Genomic DNA, 17,188 nt, shown 5'->3' with positions numbered 1-17,188 from the left:
CCGTCCGCACCGTGCTCAGCATCCCGTGTGCATGTAGGGCGCCCAGACGGCGGGGGACTTGGCGTAGCGGGTGCGCAGGCCGTGCACGATGACGTGCAGGGCGCGGCTGGACTGGCGTACGTCGATGCCGGACCCGTAACCGCGGACGGCGCGGTAGAACTGCTCCGTCAGCTTGCCCGATGCCAGGTCGGCGGCTTCCCACAGGGCGCCGATCACCTGGGGGAAGCCGGCCACCTGGAAGGCCGACGCCAGGTGGATCGCTTCGTCGGGCAGCCGGTTGGTCCGGGCGGTGTGACAGGCGAGGAGCAGCGCGAGCTGTGCGTGGGGCAGTCGCTGCCGGGAGATCTCGGCGACGCTCAGCGGACCGCCCGCCAGGGACAGTCGGCTCGCGGCCGGATTCTCCGTATCGCTCACGCCATGGCAGGCGAAGTGCACCACGGCTGCTGCGGGCAGCTCGGCGAGCACCCGGGCAGGCGTGGCATCGGGGCCGTCCAGGATGCGCAGTGTCGCCAACACCCGTGCGACCGAGGCCACTTCCCTGGCGGACGCCCCTGGGGCACCGCCGGCCCCGGTCGGCTGAGCCACGGCCAGGTACGAGCCCCCCGCACCGGCGGGTGCGGCGGCCTGACGGGCGTGGCGCAGCGCCCTGATGCTGGGGGTGTAGGAGGAGGCGACCCGGTCCAGGACCGACCGCCGCTGGGCGAGGTGGCCCTTGCGTTGATAACCGGCGGCGTGCAGCGGCAGGTGGGCCAGGGGGCCGGAGGCGGACCACCACAGCCGGGGGATCGTCTGCCGGGGTGTGTCGTGGGGGAGGGGCGCGGTGAGACCCGCGGCGTCGAGGACCGGTTCGGCCACGGTGTCCCACAGCCACTCCAGCGTGCGGAAGACGACCTCGCGCGCCTGCTCCTGCTCGCGCGGTGAGTCACTGTCCAGGGCGACCGCGGCCAGGAACTCCTGCGCCCTGTCGGCCACATTGCCTTCGGTCACATCGAGAGGCACATGCCTGACGCCTCCCGTTGTCACCACGAGCGCGTCGCAGCGCAGCGGGTCGACGTTGATCATGACGATCGGCCCCTGAGCGGCCTCGTCCCGCAACTGCCGGACGGTCGGCGGCAGCAGGAACCGCTCGAACCCGGGCTGTGCCCGAATGTCCGTCAACAGCAGCCGCCACTCCTCTGCCACGGTGTGCTGTTCGCGCACCCGCGCGGACTCCTCACCCGCGCCGGCCCGCTCGGCGCGCAGCATCCGCTCACTGAGGGCCGTGAATCGGGCGGCCAGTCCGGGACAGGCCTCGGCCAGGTCCGAGACGTCGGTACGGGCTTCCAGGTCCTGAGCCATCAGTACGGCCCGGCCCTGTTCCAGCAACGTCAGCGCCTGCTCGGGCCGGCCCGCGGCGATGGCCACGGCACATCCGGTACGGCCGAGGCTGGTCCCCGTGATCTGGTCGGGCAGACCCGCGTCACCCCGGCGAGCGGTGGCCATGAGGTAGGGGCGGCCCTGCATCGCGGTGCGCAGGGCGTTCTGGCGATCGTCCCGGCCCAGTGCGCGGGACGTCAGCAGGGGCAGCACGTCCAGTGCGACGGCGGCGGCGTCGGCGGCCTGATCCCACGCGCGGCCCTCGACGGCGCGCAGGAGTGCCGAGCGGGCGCTCTCGAACCTCGCGGTCGGCGGCAGCAGCTGTTCCGCTGCCGGATCCCACTGCGCCTGGGCCGAGTCGAACGCGTCGTTGTCCGCCCGCACATAGGCATCGGTGGCGAGTACGGCACGGTGGATCTGGTCGAACGCCGGGCGCAGACGGCCCTGGAACGACTCCGTGCCGAGGACGGCCGCCTGCTCCGGCAGTGCCTCCAGCCGCCGCAACGCGTCCTGCGTGATGCGTACCGCCTCCGCCGACCTGACCGGGTCGCGCAACAGCCCGGACAGGTCGGAAAGCGCGTGCGCATAGGTGATCGAGCCGCCCAGCCAGGCGATCGAGCCCACCGGCAGCTGCTCCCTGGCCCAGAGCAGGGCGCTCGCGGCGCGTTCGACGGTCGCGCTGTGCCGGCACATCACGCCGTACATGTGCCGGTAGTTCTCCACCGTGCACAACAGGTCGATGTAGTGGGGGCCGGCCTGAGGCAGGTCCGCCAGCATCTCGTCACCGCACCTGACGGCGCGCTCCATCCGCGCCGGGTCATTGGTGAGGGTGGAGCCGATGGCTATGACATGGACCAGGACGGACGCCATCCAGCCGCGTCCGTCGTCCCGGCCCGGTCGCGCGAGCCGGTCGCGCAACTCCTTCTCGGCGAGTGCGAGAAGCCGCGGATCCAGTGGTGTGCCGTCGTCCGCCACCATGCTGCGCCAGACGGCCGCCGCGTCCGGCGGCAGATCGGCGAGCGGCGGCGGCGTTGCCCCGAACAGCGAGGTGACCGGTTCGGGAGCCGGCTGCGGGCCCGGGGCGGGCACGGTGTCCGGACCGGGAGGCCAAACGGGCTCGGCGACCGGTGAGGTCATCGCGGAGAAGGGGACACCCTGACTGTCGGAGTCCCACTCCATCCCAGGCTGTCCCCCCGACCCGGGGGACACATAACCGGGTGGCGTCAGCGGAGCGTCCAACTGCAACGGAGGCAGTTCCGTCAGCACACCGCCCAACAACGGCTTCAGATCGCCGATCAACCCGCTCACGTTGAACGGGAAGGTGCGCATCAGCCGAACCACCTTGGCCGCGCCTTCCCGCTTGAGCGCGATGTGCGGAAGCAGCGGATGACCGGCCGGCAACTCGCGCTCCAGCGCGGCCCACAGCTCATCCGACCGCGTCATGTCCTCCGGCGACCACGCCAGAAAGCCCCGGGCGCTCAGCATGGACGCCATGTTGACGCTGTACATGCCGCGGTCGTCCGGAGGCCCGTCGGTCCGGAACGCCTCAAGGTGGGCGATCGCCTCGTCGACGGTCGCCAGGTCCGGATGGTCGGTCGCCGCCGACATCAGGGCGATCGCCAGGACGAAGTGCGCGGTGGCGGCCTCGTACCGGTCGTAGGGGGCTCCGTGGCCCCGTGTGCGGTGCACGGCGTCCACGGCGAGGCGTCCCGCGCGGACCGCGGTCTCGACCGCCGAATGGTCCTGCAGGTGCAGGCGGAACCAGGCGACGCCGGCATAGGCGGCCATACGCCCGACCGCCGCCGCCTCGATGTGGTCCGGCGTCACGGCGCAGAGCGCGGCACGCGCCCGTTCCCAGGCGTCCGTGAGCTGTGCGGTGTTCCCGGACTCGTAGCGCTGGTAGGCGGCCTGGGCGAGCCGGACCAGCAGCGTGGCCCGAGCGAGATCGTCCTGGGGCAACCCGGCGACGAGGCGTTCGGCGTCGTGTTCGATGGGCGCTGGCGCCTCGAAGTGGCGGGGCAGCGGAAGATCCGGGTACGTGGCCGCGACCGCCACCGGATCGTTCGCCGCGCGGTTCTGGGTCTGCGCGGCGAGACGGTGACGTACTTCCTGGGACAGCCGGTAGTCCCCGTACAGCGTGGAGAGGGTGTGTTCCGCCAGCCACAGATGCAGCGCCCAGCGGGCGCGCCCGGGATGGTCATGCGGGGCCGTGTCCAACGCCAGCCCCATCAGCGCGACCGCGGCAGCCGCCGCACCCAGGCCGTCCCCGTTCCACGAAGCGCGCAGCAGCCCTGCGGCCGGCCGCAGCCAACTCTGCGGGTCCTCAGTCGCGGACGCCAGCGCTCGGTTCACCTCCGACGAGCGGCTCACATCGAAACGGGCCAGCATCCGATTCACGACCACATCCACGTCCGCCACGCACACCAGTCTGCTCGTTCCGCCCACCCGAAACGCACAGTTGACAGGATGTGACACAGGTTGACCCCGCCAGGCGATCCAGCGGCGTGGACGGATCGCCTGGTGGTCCAGTCCTCGGGCGACGGGTCAACAGGCGAACGCTTCCGTCAGGCTCACCCGGTAGCCGTCCTCTTCCATCAGTACGACGGTGACGCCGAACGGCGAGGGATGGTCGATCTCGATCGGGATGAAGGAGAAGTCCACCGCGGCCTGGATCGGCGGCACCAGTTCGCCGCCCGGCTGCGGCGCGGGGGCCGGCATCCAGTCCGGGGCGAGGGACGCCCAGCCCTCGGGACTGCGGGACAGGAGTTCCTCGTTGTAGGGGTACTGGTGCAGGACGTGCCCCTCCCGAGTGGCGAGCGCCAGATTCAGACAGGGCGTCGGGCCGACGACGGGCAGCTCGCAGGCGGTGGCGACGTCGTGGGTCTCCCAGACCAGGACCACCTCGTCCGCGCCGGCCGCCGCGGCGATGTTCGCGAGTTCCGCGATCCCGGTGAGCGCGTCCTGACCGGCCTTGAGCGGGCGGGCCCAGATCATCCCGACCAATTCGCCGCGCACCAGCGGCATGATGAGCGGGCGCGGAACCGTGCCCTCGCCCAGCGAGGCGGTGTACGTCTCCTTCGCCACGCCGACCAGCGCGTCCCACATCCGTGCTTCCACGAAAGCCCCTTCCCTCTGCCGGATCGATCACCGCCGACCCTGCCACGGGGGTGGAGGCCGTGTCAGCGGGATGATCGGCCGGCACCCGAAGGCGACCCTGGAATGCCAGTGGGGTCGGGCGAAAGCTGGGTTCTGCGTTTGACGGTGCCCCGCTATGGGGCTGCACTGGATGTAAGGACGCTGCGCCGACTCCGTTCTAGGGAGAGCAGCGATGCAGGCCATGGAAACGTTCGATCTTCTACAGCCGTACAAGATCGCCGAGGAGACCTTTGTCATCCCGTGGGCTCTTGAGGCCCCGCCGGTCGGCCACTTTCCTATGAACTCGATGGTGATCCGGGGAGCCGAGCCAGTTCTCGTGGACACCGGGGCGCCAGCGGTGCGTTCCCAGTGGTTGGAGGCGGCTTGGTCCGTCGTGGATCCTCTGGACGTGCGGTGGATCTTCCTCACTCACGACGACCGCGACCACGCCGGCAACCTCCTGGCGGTTCTGGCCGAATGCCCGAACGCGACGCTGCTGACAACGTGGTTCTCCATCGGCCGCATGGCCGAGGAGTGGGAGACCCCCGTCAACCGGTGCCGCTTCATGACCGACGGCGACACGATAGACGTGGGCGACCGCACGCTGGTCGCCAAACGACCGCCCCTCTACGACAACCCCACGACGCGCGCCCTGTTCGATTCGAGGACCAGCGTCCTGTGGTCCGTCGACACTTTCGCCACGAACGTACCCACCCCGATGCCAGACATAGCGGCGCTGTCCGGGGACGAGTTCCGCGACGGCCAGTTCTTCGGCGGACGGCTGGTCTCACCGTGGGTGGCGCTGCTGGACGGCGAGAAGTTCGGCAGGGTCGTGGACGACTTCCAACACCTGAACGCCGAGGCCGTCGCTGGTTGTCACTGCCCGGTCCTCCAAGGCGCCAAGATTTCCGAGGCCTACGACTTCCTCCGCCGGCTCCCGGAGATCCCTCCGTGGACGGAGTTCACCCAGGCCGACCTGGACCAGTGGATGGCGGTTGCCGAGAGTTCGGTACCACGGGAACAGCCGCGGCCCTCGGGAACGTGACCGTGGCCCTGGGGCGTTTCCTCACGCCGCCGCATGTGAAGGGCGAGGTTGACTAGACGATGGGAGTCAGCATGTCTGAGTCTTCGAACGATTACGCCTGCGACGCTGGTGCTCGGGACTTCACCGCCACGGCGTATCGAAACAGCAAGGGGGAGCGCTGGGTCACGGTGGAGGGTACGTGCGCGTGCAACACCGAAGGCTTCGAACTGACCTTGGAGCTCGCGGCCCCACCGATTGTTCCGGTTCCTGAAGAACTTCATCTCAACCTGGTTGAACACGCACCGGACGGAAGTGTTCCGCAGGTCATCACGGCGACGCCGGTGAAAGACGATTTCCTCATCAGTGACGAAGCGGAGCGAGTGGTGATCCGTAACAGGCACATCACCGTACCGATCCAGAAGGAATGACATCCTCACGCCGACTCGCGCACCACGAGTTCCGGTTCGAAGACGACCGAGGTCGCCTCGGTCCGTAGGCCGTGGACGTGGTCGTCGAGCAGCCGGGCCATCTGAGCGGCCATCTCCTCGACCGGCTGGCGGACGGTGGTCAGTTGGGGCCGGCAGGTGACGGCGACGCTGGAGTCGTCGAAGCCGACGACTGCCACGTCCTGCGGAACCCGGCGCCCACGTTCGCGCAGCACCTGGCACGCGCCCTGCGCCATGAGGTCGTTGGCCGCGAACACCCCGTCCGTGTCGGGGTGGCGGGCCAGCAGGTCGGACATGGCCGCGATGCCGCTGTCGAGGGTGAAGCCGCCCTCGGCGACGGGGACGTAGGGGCGGCCGTGCCGGGCGAGGGTGTCGCGGAAGCCGGCCAGTCGCTCCTGGCTCGCGGCGACGTCCAAGGGGCCGCTGATCGTGGCGAGTCGGCGGCAGCCGCGTGCGAGGAGGTGCTCGGCGGCCAGGCGTGCTCCGTCCCGGTGCGCCAGGTCGACGTAGCTGAGCGGAACCGGACGTGAGGGCCGGGCGAAGAGCACCGCGGGGAGCCGGGCGTCGGCGAGGAGGGCGGGCAACGGGTCGTCGGCGTGGGTGGAGACCACCAGGGCGCCGTCGGCACGCCCCTGCCGCAGGTAAGTCAGCACTTCCTGACGGGCCTCGGCGGACTCGGCGAACATCAGCACGGGGTGCAGGGAGCGGGGGCGCAGATGGCCGACGACCCCTGCGACCACCCGTCCGAAGAAGGGGTCGGCGAACACACGGGCGGCGAAGGCGTTCTGGGCGGCGTCCGTGGTGTCTCCCGCGCCGGACACCACCAGGGCCACGGTCTCGGTCCGCCGGGTCACCAGGGAACGGGCGGCCCGGTTGGGGGCGTATCCCGTTCGGTCGATGGCGCGGCGGACCAGGTCCTGTATCTGCGGATCGACGTTGCGGGTGCCGTTGACGACCCGGGACACGGTGGCCCGGGAGACACCGGCCTCCCGGGCGACGTCCTCCAACGTCGGGGCCCGTCTGCGCATGCAGGCACCCTAACGGACCGGCCGATCAAGCAGTAGAGCGCTCTCCGGCGACAGGCCGACGGGGGCGCGAGTCGACAGGGCGACCGTCAGGCGTAGACGCCGAACTCGTACAGCGAATAGCCCCAACCGGTGCCCCGCGCCGTGCCGTTGACCCGGACGTACCGTCCCGTCGCGGTGACGTCGAAGTCGTCGATGCCGCCGTTGCCGTCGGACACGGTGTGCACGGGCCGCCAGTTCTGGCCGTCGTCGGAGGTCTGGATGGTGTACGCCTTCGCGTACGACGCCTCCCAGTACAGCTGGACGTGCCGGAACGTGGTGCGGGTGCCGAGGTCGACCTGGAGCCACTGGGGGTCGCTCCAGTCGCCGGCCCAGCGGGTGGCGGGGTTCGCGTCGACCGCGTTGGCGGCGGGGCAGGGGCAGTCGCCGTAACTCGCCTGGAACGACGAGGCGGTGGCCGGTCTGCCCTGGGCCAGGTTGGTGCCCGGCGGCACGGGTGGGACGACGCGGATCGAGCGGGTCTCCACGCCGACGTTGCCACGCCCGTCGGTCACTTTGACGTACATCTTCCACACGCCCGGGCGGTCGGGTGCGGTCACCTTCAGCCGGCCGCCGCCGAGGTCGGTGAAGGGCAGCGAGGCCAGGTTCTTGCTCTGGTCGACGTACATGCTGTTGTCGAGGACCTCGTAGGAGAGCGGGTCGCCGTCGGGGTCGGTGGCCCTCACCGACAACACAAGGTCGTGCCCGGCCGCCACCTTGCCCGCGTCGCCCTCCACGGCCAGGTCGGAGATGACGGGCGGGGTGTTGTCGTGCGTGGTGTCACCGCCGTAGGCCCTCTTCACCGCGTAGTACGACAGACGTTTCTCGCCCGCGGGCAGCAGGTTGAACCAGATGCCGCCGAAGTCGTACTCGGTGCCGTAGTGGAACATCGTGGCACCGAGCGCGACGCCCTGGTGTCCCGTGACGCAGCCCCAGGCGCGGGTGTAGCCGTCGGCCTTGGCCCGGTCGGAGGGTTCGAGCGGGACGCCGTTGGCGTCGTCGGGAACCTCCCACTCACCGGCCGGACCCGTCTCGGTGACGATGTAGGGCTTGGTGTAACCCCCCTGCTCCCAGGCGGACTTGATGTCGCAGACCGCGTTGTAGGAGTTCACGGCGTACAGGTCGAGATCCGGCGCGTTCTTCTTGTAGTACGGCCACGCCCCCACCCAGGCGTCGGTGGAGGTGACGGGGTGGTCCGGGTCGACGGCGTGGATCCTCTTGGTGATGTCGTTGACGAGGGTGGTGTAGGCGTCGCGCTGCCTCTCCAACTCGGCGCCGCTGTAGCAGTTCTGGAGGCCGAGGACGGACTCGTTGCCGACGTCCCACATGAGCACGCCGGGGTTGTCCTTGTACGTCTGGACCCACTGGGGGAACTCGTCGAGCATGTGGTTCTTGTACGCGGTGTCGGTCACGTAGTCGACGCAGCCGCCGCTGCCGGGGCCGCCGCCGGGCTGGAGCCAGAAACCGGCGACGACCTTGATGCCGTGGGCGGCCGCGGAGTCGAACAGGACTTTGCTGGAGGCGTCGGTGCCCCAGGTGCGGATCGTGTTGACGCCCAGGGACCGCAGGTCCGGCATGTACTTCTCGGCGTCCGCGACGCTCGGGCCCCAGGTCAGTCCTTTCATCAGGTACGGTCGTCCGTCCACCGTCAGCTGCCAGGAGCCCTGGTTGCCGGTGACCTTGACGACGCTGCCGGCGGCGTGTGCCTGGGCGGCGGGAAGTGCGACGAGGAAGCCGGCGGCCAGGGCGCCGGCGGTGAGGGGTGCCGCGGTGCGGCGGGTTCTGGAGCGGGTGCGGGGTCGTGGGGTCATCGCTGGTGCTCCTCAGGGGAGTTGGTAGTGCACGTCGAGTGCCGCGCCTGCTTCCGGGTGGGTCTGGTCGTAGCCGCGTGCGTCGCACTGCAGCCCGCCGACGAGGCAGTGGTCGACCAGCGCCTTGAGCGTGGGGGAGTCCCAGGCGTTGAAGAAGTCGTAGTGGAAGGTGTGGCCCGCTCCGCTGGCCAGGCGCACCTTGGACATGTCGCCGTTGACCGGGAAGGCCATCTTGAACTCGATCATGGGCAGGGCGACCGGGTGGTCGGCCGGGCAGATGTTGTCGTTCGTGCCGGGCTTGACCACGGGGTAGGCCATGTGGCTCTTGTGGTCGGGGGTGTCGAGGTACCTGCCGTCCCAGCAACTGGGCGCCTGGAAGCGGATGTTGAGCTGGACGTCGGCGCGGTCGGGGCATGTCGCCGGGAACTCGGTGTTGAAGAAACTGTCGCCGCACTCCCAGCCTTCGACGAAGCCGGGGTGGTGGCGGAACTCGTCGGCGCTCTGCATCGGGCTGCCGACGACGAACCGCAGGCCCTTGGGGAAGGGGCGCACGCTGGTGTAGTCGGTGACGCCCGCCTTGTAGTAGATGACCTGCGGTCCCACCGGGAGGATCTGCCGGTCGCCGTTGTAGAGGGTGGGCATCCAGTAGCCGGACCGGTCGCCGGGTGCCTTGCAGGTGGTGGCGCCGGTCTCCAGTGAGGTCGTGGTGCTGTAGGCGTCGGTGGTGGTGTTGCCCATGAACGTGTGGTCGTGGGAGGTGCCGGGCTGCTGCGGGTAGACGATGGGGTCGTCGGGGCGGGTGTGGGTGACCGAGCAGTTGGCCTGGAACTCGTGGAAGTAGCGGTGGGGCGGGTTCTGCGTGGACGGTGTCACGCCGGTGACCGGCGGGTTCGCGGGAATGTAGCCGTCGCCGTCCGGGTCCTCGGGTGAGTTGGCGACGGACGCGGCCATCGCGTGCCCGGAGTGCGTGGCCGCGAACGTCCGGGCGGCCGAGCTGTGCGGTGTGGGCGGGCCGGAGCTGACGGCGACGCCGCTCAGTCCGAGTGTGGTCAGCAGGAGCGCGCCGGTGATCAGCGTGGCTGACAGGCCTTTCGATCTCGATGACATGGAGATCTCCTCCTGTGCTGTGGGGGTCCGGAGCGAGTGCCGGGTGCCGGGCACTGTGGCGCGGTTCGACGTCAGGGAGCGCCGGATCGGCTGTGGGAGAGCGCTCTCCCGCCGAGGAGTGTTGAGGGCATGTCATCAAGGTGTCAAGGGATCCGGCAGAAGCGGACCCGGAAAGATTTCAACTTCCGAAGGCTTGCCGGGAGTTGCGACTCATCAGTTAAATCAAGACGTGAACTAAGCGTCGGGGTGCAGCCCTTGGCGTGTCGATCCGCCTGCACGTCGGCAACTCCCCGTGTTCCCTTCCCCACCACACCCGCAGGGACCTCCATGAGACTCAGATCCATGGGCGTCGTGCTCGCCGCCCTGGCAGCGCTGCTCGCCCTCCCCGCCGCCCACTCGGCCGGCGCGGCCGAACTCCCGCTGTCACAAGGCAAGACGGCGACCTCCTCCTCCGACGAGAACGCCGGCACCCCGGCAGCCGGCGCCGTCGACGGCAACACCGCCACCCGCTGGTCGTCGGCCGCCACCGACACCCAGTGGCTCCAGGTCGACCTGGGCACCACCGCCACGCTCTCGAAGGTCGTCCTCACCTGGGAGGCGGCCTACGGCAAGGACTACAAGATCCAGGCCTCCGCCGACGGCAGCACCTGGACCGACCTGACCTCCGTCACCGGCGGCGACGGAGGCACCGACAGCCTCGACGTCTCCGGGCAGGGCCGCTACGTCAGGATGTACGGCATCCACCGCGCCACCCCATGGGGCTACTCCCTCTGGGAGTTCCAGGTCTTCGGCACCTCAGGCACCGGCACGTCCTCCTGCGACACGGCGAACGCCGCGAAGGGCAGGCCCGCCTCGGCCTCCTCCACGGAGAACGCCGGCACCCCCGCCTCCGCCGCCTTCGACGGCGACACCGGCACCCGCTGGTCCAGCCAGGCATCCGACCCGCAGTGGGTGCGGGTCGACCTCGGCTCGGTCAAGGACCTCTGCAAGATCGACCTGAGCTGGGAGGCCGCCTACGCCAAGGAGTTCCAGATCCAGGCCTCCTCCGACGGCCAGAACTGGAGCACCCTCAAGAGCGTCACCGGCGCGAGCGGCGGCACGGCCTCCTACGACGTCACCGGCTCCGGCCGCTACCTCCGCGTCAACGGCACCGTCCGCGCCACGGGGTACGGCTATTCCCTGTGGGAGGTCGCCGTCCACACCACCACCGGCGGCGTTCCCCCGGTCCAGGGCGGCGGCGACCTCGGGCCGAACGTCATCGTCGTCGACCCCAACACCCCGGGTCTCCAGCAGAAGTTCGACGACGTCTTCGCCCAGCAGGAGTCCAGCCAGTTCGGCAACGGCCGCTACCAGTTCCTGCTCAAGCCCGGCACCTACAACGGCATCAACGCCCAACTCGGCTTCTACACCTCGATCTCCGGACTCGGCCTCAACCCCGACGACACCCAGATCAACGGTGACATCACCGTCGACGCGGGCTGGTTCAACGGCAACGCCACCCAGAACTTCTGGCGCTCGGCGGAGAACCTCGCCATCACACCGTCCAACGGCACCGACCGCTGGGCCGTCGCCCAGGCCGCCCCCTTCCGCCGTATCCACGTCAAGGGCGGCCTCAACCTGGCCCCGAACGGCTACGGTTGGGCCTCCGGCGGCTACATTGCCGACTCCAAGATCGACGGCACCGTGGGCCCCTACTCCCAGCAGCAGTGGTACACCCGCGACAGCTCCGTCGGCGGCTGGACCAACGGCGTGTGGAACATGACCTTCACCGGTGTGCAGGGCGCCCCGGCGACCAACTTCGACTCGGGCCCGTACACCACCCTCGACACCACGCCCGTCTCCCGCGAGAAGCCCTTCCTCTACCTCGACGGCAGCACCTACAAGGTGTTCGTGCCCGCCAAGCGCACCAACGCCCGCGGCGTCTCCTGGCCGGCGAACGCCGGGACCTCCCTCGCGCTCGACCAGTTCTACGTCGTCAAGCCCGGCGCCACCGCCGCCACCATCAACCAGGCACTCGCCCAGGGCCTCAACCTCCTGTTCACACCCGGCGTCTACCACCTCGACCAGACCATCAACGTCACCCGCGCCGACACCGTCGTCCTCGGACTCGGCCTGGCCACCCTCGTACCGGACAACGGCATCGACGCCATGCACGTGGCCGACGTCGACGGCGTGCGACTCGCCGGCTTCCTCATCGACGCGGGCCCCGTCAACTCCGACACCCTCCTCCAGATCGGGCAGCCCGGCGCCGGCGCCGACCACTCCGCCGACCCGACCACCGTCCAGGACGTGTTCGTCCGCATCGGCGGAGCCGGAGCCGGCCTCGCCACCAACTCCGTCGTCGTCAACAGCGACGACGTCGTCATCGACCACACCTGGCTGTGGCGCGCCGACCACGGCACCGGCGTCGGCTGGGACACCAACCGCGCCGACTACGGCCTGCGCGTCAACGGCGACGACGTCCTGGCCACGGGCCTGTTCGTGGAGCACTTCAACAAGTACGACGTCCTGTGGAACGGCGAACGCGGCCGCACGATCTTCTTCCAGAACGAGAAGGCCTACGACGCCCCGAACGCCGCCGCCATCACCCACGACGGCATCGTCGGCTACGCCGCCTACAAGGTCGCCGACTCCGTGACCCAGCACGAGGCGTGGGGACTCGGCAGCTACTGCAACTACACCTCCGATCCGACCATCGTCCAGACACACGGCTTCCAGGTCCCGGTCAACGCCGGAGTGAAGCTGCACGACGTGCTGGTGATCTCGCTCGGCGGCAAGGGCCAGTACGCCCACGTCGTCAACAACACCGGCGCACCTACCTCGGGGACGGACACCGTGCCCTCGAAGCTGACGTCGTTCCCGTGACCGACGCGACGGGCGCCGCCCCGCGCCGCCCCTGACCACCCGCCGGGACCCGCGAGCCACGGGTCCCGGCGGACGCGGTCTCGCGGTACGGCCTGGTGGCAACCATCAAGGGGGACAGGCAACGGGCCTCAGCGTGGACGGTCGCGGAAGGCCTGCGCCGCCCGGGCCGCGACGGCGAACCAGCACAGCAGCACCGCGGCGGGCGTCGGAGCCAGAAGCCACGGATCGCTTTCCCCACTCATGGCCACGTCCGCCACCCATGAGCCCGCCTTGGTGAACCGACGTCTGCGGGCCCAGCAGAGAGGCAGATAGACCAACCCGAAATGCCCTCCTGGTGGAGACGGGACTTGAGTCGGCGACGTAGGACCTGCCCTTCCGGCTGCAGCTGATGAACACGTGCCCCGTCATGCCAGTTCCCTCAGATGTGCCGTCCGGACCGACCCGGTCTTCCTACCCAGAGCAGCGCACGAACGCACCACCTGTGGGGTCGGCGTTCGCTGGGCTACGCTGCGCAGCATGAATACCGGGACGGCATTGCGCCACACACGGATTGGTGACCCGGTGCTCCTCTGAGCGCCCAACGGGCCTGCGCTGCTGCGCGGGCTCCGCCTCCTGTCGTGATGACCAGAGCACGCACGACACGTCAATCACGACAGGAGAGTTCATGCCCACCAAGACGCTGCACATTGCCACCGCGGACGGCCAGGCCGACGCGTTGGTCGCCTTCCCCGACTACGGGGCGCGGTACCCAGGGGTCCTGATGTACGCGGACGGCTTCGGCATTCGGCCCGTAGTGCGGGAGATGGCCCGCGAACTGGCCCGGCACGGGTACTACGTGCTGGTCCCCAACTACTTCTACCGGCACGGCCCCGCACCGGTGATCGAACTTCCCGAGCACATCGGCGAAGACGCCCGGCCCGCGGTCTTCGCCCAGCTGATGCCCTTGATCGAGGCGCACCTGGCCGACGAACGTGTCCCGGGTGACGCAGACGCCTACCTCAGGTTCCTCACCGCACAGCCCGAGGTAGGCGCCGGTCCGGTCGCGGTGACCGGCTACTGCATCGGCGGCCTCCTGGCGCTGCGTACGGCCGCTGCCCACCCCGGCCAGGTGGCCGCTGTCGCCGGGTTCCACTGCCCCGTGGTGGCAGACGGACCCGACGGCCTGCACCGCCTGCTCTCCAAGATCACCGGCCAGGTCCATCTCGGCCACGCGGAAGGCGACTTGACGCCCGAGGCTCTCGGCGAACTCAACCATGCCCTGCAAGCCGCAGGACTCGACTACACCTCCGAGATTTACCCCGGCACCGTGCACGGCTTCACCATGTCCGATACCGACGCCTTCGACCCCGCCGGACTGCAGCGCCACTGGGACCGTCTGCTGGCCCTCCTCGATCGCATCCTGGCCAACGGCTGAGGCTCCGGGGATGGGCCCACCGAGCCCAGCCGTCGATGCTGTCGTTGTAGCCGCATATTGCGGCGGGGGCTGTGGCGGAACCGTGTTCGAGCGCGGGAGGAGGGATCTCGGTTGCCGATGAGTTTGGGCGTGCGGGACGGTCCAAGTCGGCACACCTAGCAAAGGGGAGAGCCTGATGGGTAGGACGCGCGTGGATTCGACGACCCACATCGCCCGTCGCATGTATGAGCTCCTGGAACCGATCTGCCTGGTCACCTACCTCGCGGACGAGTGCAATGAGGAAATGGCCGCGCTCGGCCACCGCACCTACTGGGACGGCTATTTCGCCAGCCGCGCGGCGCCGCTGGGGCGGGTGCCGGCCGAGGTGGTGCACGCCGCCTTCTACAGCTTCGCCGAGGGGGAAGCGGCACGGCACATCCCCAGCGCCTGGGAGACGATCCCGCCCGAGGCGTCCCTCGCCGCACGGGAGCGGGGGAGCGTGGCTTCTCTACGGCGGATCCTCGGTGATGAGCTGGCCGATTCCGCGGGGCTGGTGCGCGCCGCCGACCTGATCACCAAGGCCGCGAGGAGCGCGCCCACGGAGGGCAGGGTGATGTACGCCGGGATGCGCACCCTCGCGGTGCCGAGCGACCCTGTGGCCCGGCTGTGGCACTCTGCGACGATGCTGCGCGAGCACCGCGGTGACGGGCACATCGCCGCTCTGGTCGGGGCACGCATCGGCGGTACGCAGGCCCATGTGCTGTCGGCGCTGGACATGGGCATTCACCCCGCGGAGTCGTTCGGACGCATCCATCACCTGCCGAGAAAGCGTCTGGACGCCGTCATGGATCGTTTGCGCGAACGCGGACTCATCGACGCCGACGGCCACTTCACCGACGCGGGCCGCGAGACCAAACAACGCATCGAAACCCTGACCGACGAACTGGCCGCCCCGCCCTACGACGCGCTGACCCCCGTCGAACTCGACGAACTGATGACCGAGCTCCAACCCATCACCGCGAGGCTGGTGGCGACAGGCTCACAGTGACACGCCGCAGGAATCGCAGCTCCGCATGAACAGAGTTCGCCAACACTCCAAGTCGGCATGAGGACGGCCAGGCGCGGCAACCGCAGCGCCTGGCCTTCGCGCTTATCAAGCCTTTGCGTCCTAAGCGCCGGAGCTTGCAGGCGCGGGTGGGTGTGACCGCCGCTCGGCGGCACCGATTCCGGTTTGCCGTCGCTACCGGCGGTTCGTCGGGTACGCACCAGGGTGCAGGTCGTGGCGTGGTGCCCGGGCTGCTCTCTCGGTGGTTCCGGCGAGGGTGGTCGCCGGACCCCTCTTGCATCGTTGCCGACCAGACGACGCTCGATTGTCGAGCAATTACGAGTTTGACGCGCAATCTTGCGTTCACTTGTCGGTGGTGGTTGAGTGTGGCCCGCCCCACAACGCACCAGTACCGAAGGTGGGGCCTCCTCCACGTCATGCCCGAAGGGGACCCACCCATGAGAGTTGCCCGGTTCCGTCGTACGCGCCGCGCCAGCGCGGTCGCTCTCGTCTCCGCTCTGACACTGACCGCCCTGGCCGCCTGCGGCACCAGCAGCAGTGACAACGGGGACAACTCCGAGGGGAGCGGATCGAGCGACCCGTCCGCCCCGCTGGACCCCAGGACGAAGGTGACCCTCACCATCGACTGCATGCCCCCGACGGCGAAGGCGGCCGAGCTCAAGGAGTGGAAGGAGGACGTCGCCGAGTTCAACAAGACGTACCCGAACGTCACCATCGAGGGGCGCTCCACCCCTGGCCAGTGCCTGGAGCCGGCGCGGTTCACGGCGATGCTCAAGGCCAAGTCGCAACCGGACGTCTTCTACACCTACTTCACCGACCTGGACCAGGTCCTCTCCGAGGGCGGCGCCGCCGACATCAGCGCGTACGTCAACGACAGGACGGTGCCGCTGCTCAAGGACATCGACCCCAACGTGCTCGGGCAGCTCAAGCAGGACGGCAAGCTCTACGGCCTGCCCACGAGCAACTACACGATGGGCCTGCTGATCAACCGCAAGCTCTTCAAGCAGGCCGGCCTCGACCCCGACACCCCGCCGCGCACCTGGGACGAGGTCCGCGCCGCGGCCAAGAAGATCGCCGACCTCGGCGACGGCATCGCCGGTTTCGGCGAGTACAGCGCCGGCAACACCGGCGGCTGGCACTTCACCGCGCAGACGTACAGCCGCGGCGGCGAGATCGTCGACGCGAGTGGCAAGAAGGCCGCCTTCAACAACGACATCGGCAAGCAGGTCGCCGAGAACCTCCACGCCATGCGCTGGGAGGACGACAGCATGGGCAAGACCCAGCTGCTGAAGTGGGGAGACCTGCAGAAGCAGATCGCCACCGACAAGCTCGGTATGTTCCTCGCCGCGCCCGACGACATCGCGTACATGGTCCAGCAACTGGGCGCCCAGTACGAGAACTTCGGCATGGGGCCGATCCCCGGGGGCCAGAGCACCCTCGCCGGCGGCAACAACTACATGATCAAGAAGGGCATTTCAGGCGACAAGATCAAGGCCGCGATCGCCTGGCTCAACTTCAAGAACCTCAGCGTCGGCAAGGGCCAGTTCAACTGGGAACGCACCAAGGCCGACAAGCTTCCCGTCGGGGTCCCGCAGCCCAACTTCTGGCTGAACGAGTCCAAGACCAAGGACGACGCGGCCCGCCAGGCCAACGCCACCATGCCGGTCGCCAACTTCAAGGCGTTCATGGACAACCCGGTCCCGGGCAAGGCGGAGCCGCCGAAGGCCCAGGAGATCTACAAGGTCCTCGACAACGTGATGTCCGGCATCCTCACCAACAAGAACGCCGACATCGACAAGCTCCTGTCCACCGCCGAGTCGCAGGTCAACCAGGTCCTGGCCAACCAGTGACCGGCCGGGGCGGGGCGGCCCGACCGCGGCGGCCCCGCCCGGCAGCAGCAACGGCAGCAGCAGCATCGACC

11 protein-coding genes are annotated in these 17,188 nt (G+C 69.4%); 6 read left to right on the top strand and 5 right to left on the bottom strand.

Going from position 1 to position 17,188, the window contains the following annotated elements; translation table 11 throughout:
- Nucleotides 1-15: 15 nt before the first annotated feature.
- Nucleotides 16-3,774, bottom strand: coding sequence for a CHAT domain-containing protein (locus tag OG885_RS02275; RefSeq protein ID WP_405725085.1), 3,759 nt, complete (start codon nucleotides 3,772-3,774; stop codon nucleotides 16-18).
- A 126-nt stretch (nucleotides 3,775-3,900) separates the two neighbouring features.
- Complete coding sequence (locus tag OG885_RS02270) at nucleotides 3,901-4,461, bottom strand: hypothetical protein (protein ID WP_405742545.1); 561 nt, start codon at nucleotides 4,459-4,461, stop codon at nucleotides 3,901-3,903.
- Between the two features lie 223 nt (nucleotides 4,462-4,684).
- On the opposite strand from OG885_RS02270, the gene OG885_RS02265 reads away from it, so the two are divergent.
- Together OG885_RS02265 and OG885_RS02260 are read left to right on the top strand one after the other, a co-directional pair.
- Nucleotides 4,685-5,536 carry an MBL fold metallo-hydrolase gene (locus OG885_RS02265; RefSeq protein ID WP_405725083.1) on the top strand — a complete coding sequence of 284 codons (852 nt, stop codon included), beginning with the start codon at nucleotides 4,685-4,687 and terminating at the stop codon, nucleotides 5,534-5,536.
- Nucleotides 5,537-5,607: 71 nt separating this feature from the next.
- On the top strand, nucleotides 5,608-5,943 hold the full coding sequence (locus OG885_RS02260; RefSeq protein WP_405725081.1) for a hypothetical protein: 336 nt from the start codon (nucleotides 5,608-5,610) through the stop codon (nucleotides 5,941-5,943).
- Nucleotides 5,944-5,948: 5 nt separating this feature from the next.
- On the opposite strand, the gene OG885_RS02255 is transcribed toward OG885_RS02260, so the two are convergent.
- From OG885_RS02255 to OG885_RS02245, 3 genes are all read right to left on the bottom strand, one after another.
- The gene (locus OG885_RS02255; protein WP_405725078.1) at nucleotides 5,949-6,989 is read right to left on the bottom strand and encodes a LacI family DNA-binding transcriptional regulator; all 1,041 of its coding nucleotides are present in this window, start codon (nucleotides 6,987-6,989) and stop codon (nucleotides 5,949-5,951) included.
- Between the two features lie 86 nt (nucleotides 6,990-7,075).
- Nucleotides 7,076-8,836: a discoidin domain-containing protein gene (locus OG885_RS02250; protein ID WP_405725075.1), complete on the bottom strand. Its 1,761-nt coding sequence runs from the start codon at nucleotides 8,834-8,836 to the stop codon at nucleotides 7,076-7,078.
- 12 nt (nucleotides 8,837-8,848) lie between these two features.
- A complete protein-coding gene (locus OG885_RS02245) occupies nucleotides 8,849-9,943 on the bottom strand; it encodes a DUF1996 domain-containing protein (RefSeq protein WP_405725072.1) in 1,095 nt (364 codons plus the stop codon).
- A gap of 327 nt (nucleotides 9,944-10,270) precedes the next feature.
- Here OG885_RS02245 and OG885_RS02240 point away from each other — a divergent pair, with 327 nt between their 5' ends.
- The 4 genes from OG885_RS02240 to OG885_RS02225 all read left to right on the top strand — a co-directional run bounded on the left by OG885_RS02240 (nucleotide 10,271) and on the right by OG885_RS02225 (nucleotide 17,117).
- Entirely contained in the window at nucleotides 10,271-12,808 is a 2,538-nt protein-coding gene (locus tag OG885_RS02240; protein ID WP_405725069.1) for a discoidin domain-containing protein, read from the top strand.
- 664 nt (nucleotides 12,809-13,472) lie between these two features.
- Nucleotides 13,473-14,222 (top strand): dienelactone hydrolase family protein, encoded by a 750-nt coding sequence (locus OG885_RS02235; RefSeq protein WP_405725066.1) that lies wholly within the window; start codon nucleotides 13,473-13,475, stop codon nucleotides 14,220-14,222.
- 175 nt (nucleotides 14,223-14,397) lie between these two features.
- The gene (locus OG885_RS02230; RefSeq protein ID WP_405725063.1) at nucleotides 14,398-15,249 is read left to right on the top strand and encodes an SCO6745 family protein; all 852 of its coding nucleotides are present in this window, start codon (nucleotides 14,398-14,400) and stop codon (nucleotides 15,247-15,249) included.
- A gap of 455 nt (nucleotides 15,250-15,704) precedes the next feature.
- Complete coding sequence (locus tag OG885_RS02225) at nucleotides 15,705-17,117, top strand: ABC transporter substrate-binding protein (RefSeq protein WP_405725060.1); 1,413 nt, start codon at nucleotides 15,705-15,707, stop codon at nucleotides 17,115-17,117.
- Nucleotides 17,118-17,188 lie beyond the last annotated feature (71 nt).

The sequence above is a fragment of the Streptomyces sp. NBC_00028 genome (assembly GCF_045041065.1).
Classification (GTDB): domain Bacteria; phylum Actinomycetota; class Actinomycetes; order Streptomycetales; family Streptomycetaceae; genus Streptomyces.
The sequence above is the reverse complement of the archived record's forward strand: the minus strand, read 5'-3'. Positions and strand labels throughout refer to the sequence as shown.

Excerpts from the sequence above, each read along its gene's own strand:
- OG885_RS02250 (WP_405725075.1), bottom strand. The coding sequence starts at position 8,836 with ATGACCCCACGACCCCGCACCCGCTCCAGAACCCGCCGCACCGCGGCA.
- OG885_RS02240 (WP_405725069.1), top strand. The coding sequence starts at position 10,271 with ATGAGACTCAGATCCATGGGCGTCGTGCTCGCCGCCCTGGCAGCGCTG.
- OG885_RS02245 (WP_405725072.1), bottom strand. The coding sequence starts at position 9,943 with ATGTCATCGAGATCGAAAGGCCTGTCAGCCACGCTGATCACCGGCGCG.
- OG885_RS02235 (WP_405725066.1), top strand. The coding sequence starts at position 13,473 with ATGCCCACCAAGACGCTGCACATTGCCACCGCGGACGGCCAGGCCGAC.
- OG885_RS02230 (WP_405725063.1), top strand. The coding sequence starts at position 14,398 with ATGGGTAGGACGCGCGTGGATTCGACGACCCACATCGCCCGTCGCATG.
- OG885_RS02255 (WP_405725078.1), bottom strand. The coding sequence starts at position 6,989 with ATGCGCAGACGGGCCCCGACGTTGGAGGACGTCGCCCGGGAGGCCGGT.
- OG885_RS02225 (WP_405725060.1), top strand. The coding sequence starts at position 15,705 with ATGAGAGTTGCCCGGTTCCGTCGTACGCGCCGCGCCAGCGCGGTCGCT.
- OG885_RS02270 (WP_405742545.1), bottom strand. The coding sequence starts at position 4,461 with ATGTGGGACGCGCTGGTCGGCGTGGCGAAGGAGACGTACACCGCCTCG.
- OG885_RS02260 (WP_405725081.1), top strand. The coding sequence starts at position 5,608 with ATGTCTGAGTCTTCGAACGATTACGCCTGCGACGCTGGTGCTCGGGAC.
- OG885_RS02265 (WP_405725083.1), top strand. The coding sequence starts at position 4,685 with ATGCAGGCCATGGAAACGTTCGATCTTCTACAGCCGTACAAGATCGCC.